This is a genomic window from Nonomuraea fuscirosea, from assembly GCF_035917475.1.
Lineage (GTDB): Bacteria > Actinomycetota > Actinomycetes > Streptosporangiales > Streptosporangiaceae > Nonomuraea > Nonomuraea fuscirosea.
In genome coordinates, this window is record NZ_CP109074.1 from 9244199 (window position 1) to 9256876 (window position 12678).

At 70.2% G+C, this 12678-nt stretch carries 11 protein-coding genes and 1 pseudogene; 7 read left to right on the plus strand and 5 right to left on the minus strand.

The window, feature by feature from the left end:
* Positions 1 to 52 precede the first annotated feature (52 nt).
* The 5 genes from OIE67_RS42000 to OIE67_RS42020 form a co-directional block, all read right to left on the minus strand.
* Positions 53 to 1102 (minus strand): alpha/beta fold hydrolase, encoded by a 1050-nt coding sequence (locus tag OIE67_RS42000; protein ID WP_326630986.1) that lies wholly within the window; start codon positions 1100 to 1102, stop codon positions 53 to 55.
* A 45-nt stretch (positions 1103 to 1147) separates the two neighbouring features.
* Positions 1148 to 2281 carry an alanine racemase gene (alr, locus tag OIE67_RS42005; RefSeq protein WP_326630988.1) on the minus strand — a complete coding sequence of 378 codons (1134 nt, stop codon included), beginning with the start codon at positions 2279 to 2281 and terminating at the stop codon, positions 1148 to 1150.
* Positions 2282 to 2337: 56 nt separating this feature from the next.
* A complete protein-coding gene (locus OIE67_RS42010) occupies positions 2338 to 3789 on the minus strand; it encodes an NAD(P)H-hydrate dehydratase (protein ID WP_326630990.1) in 1452 nt (483 codons plus the stop codon).
* A 118-nt stretch (positions 3790 to 3907) separates the two neighbouring features.
* Positions 3908 to 4258: a holo-ACP synthase gene (locus tag OIE67_RS42015; RefSeq protein WP_106236138.1), complete on the minus strand. Its 351-nt coding sequence runs from the start codon at positions 4256 to 4258 to the stop codon at positions 3908 to 3910.
* 13 nt (positions 4259 to 4271) lie between these two features.
* Complete coding sequence (locus OIE67_RS42020) at positions 4272 to 5678, minus strand: alkaline phosphatase PhoX (protein ID WP_326630993.1); 1407 nt, start codon at positions 5676 to 5678, stop codon at positions 4272 to 4274.
* 193 nt (positions 5679 to 5871) lie between these two features.
* Between OIE67_RS42020 and coaA the strand changes: the two genes are divergently transcribed.
* The 7 genes and pseudogenes from coaA (at position 5872) to OIE67_RS42055 (ending at position 12677) form a co-directional block, all read left to right on the plus strand.
* Positions 5872 to 6774 carry a type I pantothenate kinase gene (gene coaA / locus OIE67_RS42025; RefSeq protein WP_219911710.1) on the plus strand — a complete coding sequence of 301 codons (903 nt, stop codon included), beginning with the start codon at positions 5872 to 5874 and terminating at the stop codon, positions 6772 to 6774.
* 169 nt (positions 6775 to 6943) lie between these two features.
* The gene (locus OIE67_RS42030) at positions 6944 to 7891 is read left to right on the plus strand and encodes a DUF389 domain-containing protein (protein ID WP_326630996.1); all 948 of its coding nucleotides are present in this window, start codon (positions 6944 to 6946) and stop codon (positions 7889 to 7891) included.
* 118 nt (positions 7892 to 8009) lie between these two features.
* Positions 8010 to 9255, plus strand: a pseudogene (locus tag OIE67_RS42035) (RNA-guided endonuclease InsQ/TnpB family protein).
* Positions 9256 to 9291: 36 nt separating this feature from the next.
* Positions 9292 to 10200, plus strand: coding sequence for an ABC transporter ATP-binding protein (locus OIE67_RS42040; RefSeq protein ID WP_106236133.1), 909 nt, complete (start codon positions 9292 to 9294; stop codon positions 10198 to 10200).
* Positions 10193 to 11050, plus strand: coding sequence for an ABC transporter permease (locus OIE67_RS42045; RefSeq protein ID WP_106236131.1), 858 nt, complete (start codon positions 10193 to 10195; stop codon positions 11048 to 11050). The genes OIE67_RS42040 and OIE67_RS42045 overlap by 8 nt, the downstream gene beginning before the upstream one ends.
* Positions 11047 to 11961, plus strand: a complete 915-nt coding sequence (locus tag OIE67_RS42050; protein ID WP_326631000.1) for an ABC transporter ATP-binding protein — start codon at positions 11047 to 11049, stop codon at positions 11959 to 11961. Before OIE67_RS42045 ends, OIE67_RS42050 begins: the two co-directional genes overlap by 4 nt.
* Positions 11961 to 12677: an ABC transporter permease subunit gene (locus tag OIE67_RS42055; protein ID WP_326631002.1), complete on the plus strand. Its 717-nt coding sequence runs from the start codon at positions 11961 to 11963 to the stop codon at positions 12675 to 12677. Before OIE67_RS42050 ends, OIE67_RS42055 begins: the two co-directional genes overlap by 1 nt.
* Position 12678: the final 1 nt, after the last annotated feature.

Below are 12678 nucleotides of genomic sequence, written 5' to 3' on the forward strand. Positions count from 1 at the left end.
GGCCGGTCGCGTCACAGCCCTGCCTCCTTCTGCTCGGACGTGCCCCGGCGCGTCACAGGTCCACCCGCTTCAGCAAGTCGCGCAGCGCGTCGTTGACGACGCCGGGCCGCTCCAGCTGGATCAGGTGCGAGGTGTCGGGCACCTCGGTGAGCTGGGCCTTGGGCAGCGCGGCGGCCATGGCCTTGCTGTGGTCGGGCGGGGTCAGCCAGTCGCGGTCGCCGACCAGGATCGCGGTGGGCACCGGGTCGAGCACGTCGAGGGCGGAGAGCTTGTCGTGGTTCATCAGCGCGGGGTAGAAGTCGGCGACCACCTCGGTCGGGGTCGCCCTGATCATCGACTCGGCGAAGTCGACCACGGTCGGGCTGACGTTCTTGGAGTCGCCGAAGCCGACGAAACGGGTGATCAGGAACGCGATGTCGCTGCCCGCGTTGCGGGCCCTGTCGGCCAGGGCGCCCCGTTTGCCCAGCATCGACACGGTGGTGGGCGCCACCTTGTGCACGACCTTGGACAACATCGCGGGCAGGCCCAGGGTGAGCTCGGCGAGCTTGCCGGCCGAGGTCGAGATGAGCGACACCGCGCGGATCTTGTCGCCGAACAGGTCGGGGCGGCGGTCGGCCAGCGCCATGATCGTCATGCCGCCCATGGAGTGGCCGACCAGCACGCACGGGCCGGGCACGAACTGCTCGATCACCTCGGCGAGGTCCTCGCCCAGGCGGTCGATCGTGCTGTCGTCGGCGCCGGCCCGCTGGGAGCGCCCGTGGGAGCGCTGGTCCCACAGGACGATCCGGTAGTTCTCCCGCAGGTCCTTGCGCTGGTAGTGCCAGGATTCGAGGTTGAGGCAGTAGCCGTGGCAGAACACGACCGTCAGCGGCGCGTCCTCGGGGCCGTCGATGACGATGTGCAGCGCCTTGCCGTCGGAGGTGACGAGGGTGCGCTCCCGGCCGCGCAGCTCGCCGAACGGCTCGCTCGCCTCGGTGTCGGGGCGCAGCCTGATGCGGCCGACCGCGTACCGCTTGGCCAGCGCCGCCGCCGCGACACCGGCGGATGCCGCACCGACGAGCGCGCCGGCGATGCCCACCCTGCGCCGTGTTGTCGTCGTCATGTCCCCGATCCTTCTCCGCTCATGGCCGCCGCGATGTGCCCGCCGTCACCCTCGATAGACCCTGGGCACCCGCGCACCGATCCTGGTCACGATCTCATGCGTGATCGTGCCGAGGGAATCCGCCCACTCCTGAGCGGTCGGCTCGCCCTCGTCGCCCGGCCCGAACAGCACGACCTCGTCACCCGCCGCCAGCGGGTCGTCGCCCATGTCGATCATGAACTGGTCCATGCACACCCGGCCGGCGATCAGCCTGCGGCGTCCGCCCGCCAGCACCTCGGCCCGCCCCGTCGCGTGCCGGAGTATCCCGTCGGCGTACCCCAGGGGAACGAGGCCGAGCGTGGTCTCGCGCTCGGTGGTGTAGAGGTGGCCGTAGGAGACGCCCGAGTCCTCGGTGACCCGCTTGGCCAGCCCGACCCTGGCCACCAGCGTCATCGCCTGCCTGAGGCCGAAGTCGCCCAGCTCGGGGACGGGGCTCAGGCCGTACATCGCGATGCCGCTTCTGACCATGTCGTAGCGGGCCTCGGGCAGCGTCATCGTGGCGGCCGAGTTGGCGATGTGCCTGATCACGTGGGAGCCGCCGGCGCCGGCCTGCTCGGCCAGCTTCAGCGCCGTCTCGAACGCCTCCAGCTGCCTGGCGATCGACGGATGCCCGGGGATGTCGGCGCAGGCGAAGTGGGACCAGAGCCCGGCGATCTCGATCACGCCCTCGGCGCGCAGCTCCAGCGCCCTGGCCAGCAGCGCCGGCCAGGAGGCCAGCGGGGAGCCGCCTCTGCTCATGCCGGTGTCGGCCTCCAGGTGCAGCGTCGCGGTGCGGCCGGTGCGGCGGGCGGCGGCGGCGATCTCGTCGAGCAGCCGCACGTCGGAGGCCGACAGCTCGACGTCGTGGGTCAGCGCCTCGTCGAGCGGCTCGTCCGGCGTGATCAGCCAGGACAGGATCGGCGCGGTCACGCCGGCCTCGCGCAGCGCGAGCGCCTCTCTGACGAACGCGGTGCCGAGCCGGCTCACCCCGGCGCCCAGCACGGCCTCGGAGACCGGCACCAGGCCGTGCCCGTAGGAGTCGGCCTTGACCGCGGCCATGAGCTCGGCGCCGCCGGCGGCGTCCTTGATCAGACCCACGTTGTGCCTGATGGCGGCCAGGTCGACCCGTGCCTCGGCGGGCGTGGCGCGCGGAGAGTACATCCTTCTAGTGTGGCAGCTCGCGCACGTGCTCGGGCGCCGTTCTCATGGCCGGTCTCTCATGAGGTCGCGCTGGTCACGGCCCGGATCGCCGCGGGAACCGCCGTGGCGACGTCGGCCGCCGCGAGGGGCGCGCCGTCGGCGGCCAGCCGTCCGGCCAGCCCGTGCAGGAACGCGCCGCAGGACGCGGCGTCGTAGCAGCTCATCCCCTGCGCGAGCAGCGCGCCCGCGACGCCGGCCAGCACGTCGCCGGTGCCGCCGGTGGCCAGCCAGGAGGTGCCGGTGACGTTGACCCGCACCGGCCGCGCGTCCTCGGCCACCACCGTGGTCGAGCCCTTGAGCAGCACGGTCGCGCCCAGCTCCGCCGCCGCCCTGCGGACGTGCTCCAGCCTGGCCGCCTCGATGTCGTCGCGCTCGGCCCTGATCAGCCTGGCCAGCTCACCCGCGTGCGGCGTGAGCAGCACGGGCGCGTCCCTGCGCAGCAGCCCGGGGTCCCGCGCCACCAGCGTCAGGGCGTCGGCGTCGACCAGCACGGGCACGCCGGAGCCGAGCACCCTGGCCGCCAGCTCGTGCGCCCAGTCGTCGGTGCCGAGGCCGGGGCCGAGCACCCAGGCCTGCACCCGCCCGACGTGGTCGATGACGGGCTCGTCCAGCGGCGTCACCACGGCCTCCGGCCAGTGGGCGCGTACCTGGGCGACCGGCCCTTCGCGGCCGGCGTAGCGCACCATGCCGGCTCCGGCCCGCAGCGCGCCGCCGACGGCCAGCACGGCGGCGCCGGTGAACTGGTCGCCGCCCGCCGCCACGCCGAGCACTCCCCTGCGGTATTTGTCCGACTCGGCGCCCGGCCTGGGCATGAGGGCGTCCACGTCGCCACCGGTCAGCGCGGCGACGTCGGGATCAGGCAGGTGCTCGCCAAGCCCGATGTCGATCAGCCGGACGTCCCCCGCGACGGAGGCTCCAGGATCGACCAGCAGCCCCGTCTTGTACGCCCCCATGGTCACGGTCACCTTGGCCCTGACCGCCGCGCCCGCCACCTGCCCGGTGCTCGCGTCGGCCCCGCTGGGCACGTCCACGGCCACGACCGGGCCGGCGGCAGCGTTCGCCGCCTCGGCCAGGCGCGCGTACGGCTCGCGCAACGCCCCCGAGGCGCCGATCCCCACGAGGCCGTCGATGATCAGGTCGGCCCGGTCGAGCTCCGGCGGCTCGACCACCCGCCCGCCCGCGTCGAGCAGCGCCCGCAGCCCCGCCTCGTGCGTCTTTGACCCGGCGAGCACGGCACCCACCCACGCGCCGCGTCTGGCCAGCCGCTCGCCCGCGTAGAGCGCGTCGCCGCCGTTGTCGCCGCTGCCGACGAGCAGCACGATTCGTCTTCCGTACACGCGCCCGAGCAGGTCGGCGCAGACGGCGGCGAGCCCGGTCGCGGCCCGCTGCATCAGCGTCCCCTCGGGCAGCAGCGCCATGAGCGCCCGCTCAGCACCCCGGATCTGGTCGGCGGTGTAGCCGGTCTTCACGCCCTGTCTCCCTATCTGATTCGCTGCGTGCGGCGGGCTCGGTCGCCCGATGCCGCCGCCTTCCCCCGCTCTGGTCGCTGCGTTCCCGCTCCTCCAGGCGACGGCACTCCCTCGCGGATCATCCCTCGGCGATCACGTACGCGACGGCCACGCCGGCGTCGTGGCTGAGGGAGACGTGCCAGCGCTTGACCCCCAGCTCGTACGCCACCTCCGCCACCCTCCCCGAGACCCGCAGCTCGGGCTTGCCCAGCTCATCACAGTGCACCTCGGCCTCCAGATGACCGAGACCCTTCGGCGCGCCGAGCGCCTTGGCCACCGCCTCCTTTGCGGCGAACCTGGCGGCCAGGGAGTGCACCGCCAGCGGCCGCTCGACCTCGGTGAACAGCCGGTCCCTGAGCTGCGGCGTACGGTCGAGCGCGGCCTCGAAGCGGGCGATGTCGACGACGTCCACGCCGATTCCCAGGATCATCGTCCCAGCCTACTCAGAACGGCCCGCGCTCCCACGGACCCCAGATCGCGATGGACATGCCCTGTCTGGCCTGCACGTTGACGTAGAGGGTGTGACCGCCGGGGCCGAACGTGGAGCCGGCGAACTCGGCGCCCGCGTCGCCGGTGATCGGCTGCAGCCGGCAGAAGTCGAAGATCTGCCCCGCCTTGCTGAGGCCGCGCAGGTAGTTGTCGCCGTCGCCGTCCTCGCACAGCACCAGGGTGCCGCGCCGGCTGGCGGTGACGTTGTCCGGCAGGTCGAGCACGGAGGCGCGGGGCGATTCGTAGGCGAGCTTGAGCCGGCCGCTCCACGTCTCGTACGCCCACACCTGCCCGCGCCCCTGGCCGAACCCGTCGGGCGCGGTGTCGCCCGGCGCGGTGGCCCCGCCCTGGGTGGAGACGAAGTAGATCGTCCCCTGGTGGTGCACCGCCCCCTCCAGCCTGGAGAAGATCGCCGCCCCCTTCCGCCGGCCCTGCTTGCCCACGGCCTGGACGGCGGCGTCGTTGGACGGCCTGCCCTTGAACTCGGGGTCGGGGTCGTCGATGTCCACCCACGTGGCCGCGTACGCGGCGCCCGGCTCCTGCCCCTCGGACAGGTCCTTGCGCTCGGCGCCCTTGACGGCGAGCATCTGCAGCCACCCGCCGTCGAGCAGCCGCCCCGCCAGGATCGGGTGCTTCGGCGGGAGGTAGCGGTAGAAACCGGACGGGAAGCCGAAGTTGTCCTCGGTCAGATAGATCGCACCGGAGGAGGGGTCGAAGGCGGCCGACTCGTGCGGGAAGCGCCCTGCGGCCTTGATCGGCCTGGCACTGGCCGCGCGCCCGATCGGCACCTCGAAGATGTAGCCGTGCTTGCGGGTCAGCTTGGAGTTGTCGCCGCCGGAGAAGTCGTCGCCCACATCGGGCCCGTTGACCGTCTCCTCGCAGCTCACCCAGGCGCGCCAGGCCATGGGGCCGCCGGAGCAGTTCATCATGGTGCCGGTGAGCGAGGGCGCGCTGGTGATCACCTCGCCGTAACGGGTGACCCGCAGCGTGGAGGTGCCGCCGCCGGCCATCGGGTCGTACGCCTTGTCCTTGTCGCCGAAGGCGCCCACGGGCCCGTTGACCTCGTGGTTGCGGATCAGGACGGCGCTGCCCTTCGGGCCGGAGAAGGCCGCCATGCCGTCGTGCCGGCCCGGCACGGTGGACCCGTCGTCGTACTTGTCGCCGGCCACGCTGAACGAGCGGTACTTGAAGCCGTCGGGCAGGTGCAGCCGCACCTTGCCGTCACGCAGGTCCTTGACCGGGCGCAGCGGGCCGTAGCCGGACACGGGCTCGGCCCCGCCCCTGGCTCCCGCGCACGCGACCCCGGCGAAGGGCCCGGCGATCCCGGCGACCATGTTGGAGATGAAGCGACGACGGTCCACGGATAACCTCCCGTCCGGACAGTAGCCGCCCGCGATCCGTTTCAGCACGGCTTCGGCAAGACGAGTTCTCTTTCCCCGAACGGAGTCGCGGTAATCCCACGTCTTCGTCCACAGGCTGTGGATCGAGGGCGACCCCCCGCCCATGATCCCCTTTGTCCCGCATCGCTACGCTGCCAAGGTGAACAACGGCTACGTGGACCTGAGCAGGGAGCAGTGGAGCGAGCTCCGCAAGAACACGCCCTTGACTCTCACCGCAGACGAGCTGGAAGAACTACGCGGCCTCGACGACCCCATCGACCTCACTGAGGTCACCGACATCTACCTCCCCCTGACCCGGCTGCTCAACCTGCACTTCACCGGGTCCAAGCAGCGCAGCAGCGTGCTGAGCGCGTTCCTCGGCCATGCCGGGCAGCGCGTCCCCTACATCCTGGGCATCGCGGGCAGCGTCGCGGTCGGCAAGTCGACCACCGCCCGCCTGCTGCACACCCTCCTCGCCCGCTGGCCCGAGCACCCGCGCGTGGAGCTGATCACCACCGACAGCTTCCTGTACCCCAACGCGATGCTCGAATCCAGGAAGATCATGCATCGCAAGGGCTTCCCCGAGAGCTACGACCGGCGGGCCCTGGTCCGATTCGTGGCGGAGGTGAAGGCGGGCGTGGCCGAGGTGCACGCACCCGTCTACAGCCACCTTGAGTACGACATCGTCCCCGGCGCCAAACAGACCGTGAAAAATCCTGACATTCTGATCATCGAGGGCCTCAACGTCCTCCAACCGGCCCCGCCCACGTCCCTCGCGGTCAACGACTACTTCGACTTCTCCATCTACGTCGACGCCAAGGTCGAGGACATCCGCACCTGGTACGTCGACCGCTTCCACAAACTGCGCCGCACCGCCTTCGAAGACCCGAAGTCGTACTTCCGGCACATCGCGGAGATGTCGTACGAAGAGGCCACAGCCTTCGCCGTCAACGTCTGGCGCGACATCAACGAACGCAACCTGATCGAGAACATCGCCCCCACCAGGGGCCGCGCGGACCTCGTCCTCAAGAAGGGCGCCGACCACTCGGTACGGCGGGTACGCCTCCGCCAGACATGAAGACCTCCTCGAACAGGTAACGCCCGAACCTGCCCGCACACTCCTGGTCGTCGATGTCGGCGAACCAGCACTCCTCACCATGGTCGTGACACATGAACGCGATCATGCGAAAAAGCCTCGCGTATCCGCGTCAACACATCGTCAACGTCCGATCGACGACAATGGTCACGTGCTGCATCTGCGACTGATCGTCCCCGCCGCGCGCACCGAGGAGGCGACGGCGGTGTTGGAGGACTGCTCCGGCGTCACCAACATCGTCGTCCTGCCGGGTGCGGGCCGCGACCCCCAGGGCGACGTCGTGCTCTGCGACGCGGCCAGGGAGTCGGCCAACGAGGTGCTCGGCCGGCTGAAATGGCTGGAGACCGAGGGCTCCATCGCCGCCGAGCAGATCGAGCTGTCGCTGTCGGACGGCGCCCGCGACGCCGTCCACGAGGCGCCGGGCGAGCCGGACGACGCGGTGATCTGGGAGCATTTGTCGCAGCAGGTCTACGCCAATTCCCGCATCACCTGGGCCTACCTGGCCTTCCTCGCCATCGCCACCCAGCTCTCCGGCATCGCCGTGCTCCAGGACTCCCTCATCCTCATCGTCGGCGCGATGGTGCTCGGGCCCGAGTTCGGCGCGGTCGCGGCCATCTGCTTCGGCCTGCTGCACCGCAACGGCCATCTGATCGTCAACGCGCTGCGGACGCTGGTCGTCGGGTTCGGGGTGGCGATGGCGATCACGTACGCGTGCGCGCTGGTCTCGTACGGGCTGGGCTGGATCGCCCCCGGCGACCTCGACACCAGCGCGGAGTTCCACTTCATCGTCAAGCCCGACCGCTGGTCGTTCATCGTCGCCCTGCTGGCGGGCGCCGCGGGGGTGCTGTCGATCACGGCCGGCAAGTCGTCGGCCCTGATCGGCGTGTTCATCTCGGTCACCACGGTCCCCGTGGCCGGCTTCGTGGCCGTCGCCTCGGCGCTGGGCGACTGGAGCGAGGTGGCGGGCTCGGTCGCCCAGCTCGCGGTGAACCTCGCGGGGATGGTCATCGCGGGCACTCTCACCCTCCTGGTCCAGCGAAAATTCTGGCCTCAGGTAGGACGCCGTTCATCGGATACCTCCAAGGAGTCCCCATCTTGAGGTGAGGAAGGACTCGAACCCCTGCGGAGCAGGACAGGGGGTAGCGTTCGCTGCTAGACGAACCATCTCATCGAACAAACACGCGAATCTTCCTTGATCGCTTGATATGATGTGAGGCGTGGCCCAGGTCGTGAAGCGGGCTTACAAGTACCGCTTCTACCCGACCCCCGGGCAGGCCGGAGAGCTTGCCCGGACGTTCGGCTGCGTCCGTCTGGTCTACAACAAGGCCCTGGAGGAACGGACCCGCGCTTACACCCTCGACGGCAAGCGCGTCTCCTATGCGGAGTCGTCCGCGATGCTCACGCGGTGGAAGCGCAGCGGCGAGTTCGGCTTCCTGTCCGAGGTGTCGTCTGTCCCCCTTCAGCAGGCGCTTCGCCATCTCCAGGCCGCGTTCGCGAACTTCTTCGCCGAACGCGCCAAATACCCGGTCTTCAAGTCTCGTAAGAAGTCGCGGGCATCAGCCGAGTACACCCGTTCCGCGTTCCGCTGGCGGGACGGGGAGTTGACGCTGGCGAAGATGGACGCCCCGTTGGCGATTGTGTGGTCGCGTCCGTTGCCGGAGGGTGCGCAGCCGTCCACGGTGACCGTGTCGAAGGATGCGGTCGGTCGCTGGTTCGTGTCCCTCCTGGTGGAGGAGAAGGTCGCCCCGCTCGCCCCGGTGGAGCAGGCGGTAGGTGTAGATGTGGGCATCACCGCGCTGGCCACACTCTCGACTGGTGAGAAGATCGTCAACCCTCGCCACGAACGACGCGATCGGCGCAGACTCGCCAGAGCTCAGCGGGAGCTGGCCCGCAAGGAGAAAGGCAGCGCCAACCGGGCCAAGACGAAACAGCGGGTCGCCCGGCTGTACGCCCGGATCACCGACCGGAGAAGAGATCATCTGCACAAGGTCACGACACGGCTTGTTCGCGAGAACCAAGTGATCGCCGTGGAAGACCTGGCCGTCCACAACCTGGTCAAGAACCGCAGCCTGGCCCGCGCCATCTCCGATGCGAGCTGGCGGCAGTTGCGCTTCATGCTTGAGTACAAAGCGCGGTGGTACGGACGCACGCTGGTGACGGTCGACCGCTGGTTCCCCTCCAGCAAGCTGTGCTCGGCGTGCGGAGTCTTGCAAGGGAAGATGCCGTTGCACGTCCGGGAGTGGGAGTGCGCCTGTGGTGCGGTCCATGACCGGGATGTGAACGCGGCCAGAAACGTGCTCGCCGCCGGGCTGGCGGAGACCTGAAACGCCTGTGGAGCTGGTGTAAGACCTCAACGAGAGCATACTCTCGGGCAGGCGACCGGCGGTGAAGCAGGAAGGCCGACCGGCGACGGTTGGATTCCCCCTCCTTGAGGAGGGGGGAGGATGTCAACCGTATGACTGAGGCGCCGCCCGTGAGCGCACCGGTAGTGTCCGGCTCATGCACATCCTCGCCACCGAGGGGCTGACCAAACGCTTCCCCACCGTCACCGCGGTCGACCAGCTCACGGTCACCGTGGGCCCCGGGGTCACCGGTCTGGTCGGGGCGAACGGCGCCGGCAAGTCGACGCTGATCAAGATCCTGCTCGGCCTGCTGCCGCCGTCCGGCGGCAGCGCGCGCGTGCTCGATCTCGACGTCACCGCGCGCGGCGCCGACATCCGCAGGCTCGTCGGTTACATGCCCGAGCACGAATGCCTGCCCCCCGACGTCTCCGCCACCGAATTAATCGTCCATTTCGCCCGGATGTCCGGGCTGCCCCGCACGGCCGCCCGCGAGCGCGCCGCCGACGTGCTGCGTCACGTCGGGCTGGCCGAAGAGCGCTACCGGCCGGTCGGCACCTACTCCACCGGCATGAAGCAGCGGGTCAAGCTGGCCCAGGCGCTCGTCCACGATCCCAAGCTGATCTTCCTCGACGAGCCCACCAACGGGCTCGACCCGCGCGGGCGCGACGAGATGCTGACGCTGATCAGGCGCATCGGCGCCGAGTTCGGCATCAGCGTGCTGGTCACCTCCCACCTGCTGGGCGAGCTCGAACGCATCTGCGACCACGTGATCGTCATCGACGCCGGGCGGCTGCTGCGCTCGTCCGCGATCGGGGAGTTCACGCAGGTCACGCAGACCGTCGAGGTCGAGGTCGACGAGGGCCTCGACGACCTGGCCGCCCATCTCGTCGCCGGCGGCCAGGCCGTCTCGCGGCAGGGACGCCTGCTCGTGGTCAAGGTCACGGGGCCGGAGTCCTACGACGCCATCCGCGACGCCACCGCCGAGCTGGGCCTGTGTCTCATCCGCCTCGAACAGGGACGCCACCGCATTGAGGACGTCTTCAGGGACGAGGTCGCACATGTCTGAGATCTACGACATCGGGTATCGCCACTACGACGGCCCCCGGCTCGGCCGCGGCCACTCGACCAGGGCGCTGGCCGTACACAGCCTGCGCGGCGTCTTCGGGCTCGGCCGCCCCGCGCGCAGCAAGATCGTGCCGTTCGCGCTGGTCGGCATCATGTTCATCCCCTCGATCGTGAGCATCGCCATCATGGCGCTGGCTCAGCAGCGCGGCATCCCCTACAGCGGCTTCGCGGTCGTCATGCAGGCCGTGGTGGCGATCTTCCTGGCCGCGCAGGCCCCCGCGGTCGTCGCGCCCGACCTGCGCTACCGCGTGCTGCCGCTCTACCTGTCGCGGCCGGTCTCGATCGCCGAGTACGTCGGCGCGAAGGTCACGGCGATGACCGTGGCGGTGTTCGCGCTGATCGCGGGGCCGCTGACGCTGGCGTACGTGGGTGAGCTGGTCGTGGACATGCCCGGGCCGCCGGCCACCGGCGAATACCTGGGCGCGATGCTGATGGCGCTCGTGCTGTCCCTGCTGCTGTCGGCGTTCGGGCTGGCGCTGGCCTCGTTCACGCCCCGGCGCGGGCTCGGCGTGGCCTCGGTGATCACGGTCTACCTGCTGTCGTCGGCGTCGGTGCCGGTGATCTACGCCACCTTCGCCGAGACCGGCAACGTGGAGACGGCCAAGTGGGCCTGGCTGGCGAACCCGTTCTGGCTGGTCGACTCCGTCCAGCACTGGCTGTTCGGCACCCCGCCGCACTCCATCGAGGGCGACTACCCCAGCGGGCCCGTCTCGGCGCTGCTCCTCGTGGTGCTGCTCGCCGTCGCCATGCTCGCCCTGGCGCTGCGCTACAGGAAGGCGGCCGCGCGATGAAGATCGAGCTCTCGCAGGTTTCCCGCTGGTACGGCAACGTGGTGGCGGTCAACGACGTCACGATGACCATCGGCCCCGGCGTCACGGGGCTGCTCGGCCCCAACGGCGCGGGCAAGTCGACGCTGCTGCACATGATGGCCGGCTTCCTGGCCCCGTCGGGCGGCTCGGTCACGCTCGACGGCACCAAGGTCTGGAAGAACCACCATATTTACCGAAATATCGGCCTAGTTCCTGAAAGAGAGGGCGTGTACGGCTTCCTGACCGGCTGGCAGTTCGTCCTCTCGGCCGCCCGCCTGCACGGCCTGCCCGACCCGATCGAGGCCGCCCGCAAGGCCCTGGCCACGGTCGAGATGGAGGAGCCGAAGGACCGGCGGGTGGAGACGTACTCCAAGGGCATGCGCCAGCGCGTCAAGGTCGCCGCCGCGCTCGTCCACGACCCGCCCGTGCTGCTGCTCGACGAGCCGTTCAACGGCATGGACCCGCGCCAGCGCCTGCACCTGATGGACCTGATCCGCACGATGGGCACGGGCGGCAAGACGATCCTGTTCAGCTCCCACATCCTGGAGGAGGTCGAGCGGGTCGCCCAGCACATCGAGGTGCTGGTCGCGGGCCGGCACGCGGCGTCCGGCAACTTCCGGGAGATCCGGCGGCTGATGACCGACCGGCCCCACCTGTTCATGATCCGCTCCAGCGACGACAGGCGGCTCGCCGCGGCCCTTGTCCGCGACGACTCGACCGGCGGCATCACGCTGCGCCCCGACGGGCTGGAGGTCCAGGCCACCGAGTTCCGCCGCTTCGCCCGGCTGCTGCCCCAGGTCGCCAAGGCCGAGGGCGTGCGCCTGCACCAGGTCTCCCCGGCGGACGAGGACCTGGAGAGCGTCTTCTCCTATCTGATCAACCGGAGCAGCTGATGAACACCGTCGTAGCGGGCATCACCTACCGCGCCCTGCTGGGCCGGCGGCGGATCATCCTGCTTCTGCTGCTGCCGCTGGCCCTGATCGGCCTGGCCGTGCTGCTGCGCCTGTTCAGCGCCGACGACCAGTCCACGACCGTGCTGCTGATGAAGAACTTCGCGATCGGCACCATGCTGCCGCTGCTGGGCCTCATCGCGGGCACGGGCGTCATCGCGCCGGAGATCGACGACGGCACGATCATCCACCTGATGTCCAAGCCGATCTCCCGCCCGGTCATCGCACAGACGAAGTTCCTGGTCGCCGCCTCACTGCTGGCCCTGTTCGCGGCGGTGCCGACGTACGTGGCGGCCTGGATCCTGGTCGGCAACGAGGACGGCATCGCGCCCGGGTTCGCGCTGGGCTCGCTCGTGGCCGGCATCGCGTACGCCGCCGTCTTCCTGCTGCTCGGCGTGGTCACCCGGCACGCGGTCACGATCGGCATCATCTACGCGCTGGTCTGGGAGAGCCTGGTGGGCAACCTGCTGGCCGGCGCCCGTACCTGGTCGATCCAGCACTGGGGGCAGGCGATCGCCGCGCAGATCTCCGACTCGCCGTTCTTCCAGGCGGACGTGTCGCTGAGCTTCGCCATCCCGGCACTGATCATCGTCACCGTCGGCGCGGTCCTCTGGGCCGGGCAGCGGCTGCGCGCGTTCTCCCTGACCGGAGACGAGTGAG

Excerpts from the sequence above, each read along its gene's own strand:
- OIE67_RS42045 (WP_106236131.1), top strand. The coding sequence starts at position 10,193 with ATGTCTGAGATCTACGACATCGGGTATCGCCACTACGACGGCCCCCGG.
- OIE67_RS42055 (WP_326631002.1), top strand. The coding sequence starts at position 11,961 with ATGAACACCGTCGTAGCGGGCATCACCTACCGCGCCCTGCTGGGCCGG.
- OIE67_RS42015 (WP_106236138.1), bottom strand. The coding sequence starts at position 4,258 with ATGATCCTGGGAATCGGCGTGGACGTCGTCGACATCGCCCGCTTCGAG.
- OIE67_RS42040 (WP_106236133.1), top strand. The coding sequence starts at position 9,292 with ATGCACATCCTCGCCACCGAGGGGCTGACCAAACGCTTCCCCACCGTC.
- alr (WP_326630988.1), bottom strand. The coding sequence starts at position 2,281 with ATGTACTCTCCGCGCGCCACGCCCGCCGAGGCACGGGTCGACCTGGCC.
- OIE67_RS42000 (WP_326630986.1), bottom strand. The coding sequence starts at position 1,102 with ATGACGACGACAACACGGCGCAGGGTGGGCATCGCCGGCGCGCTCGTC.
- OIE67_RS42050 (WP_326631000.1), top strand. The coding sequence starts at position 11,047 with ATGAAGATCGAGCTCTCGCAGGTTTCCCGCTGGTACGGCAACGTGGTG.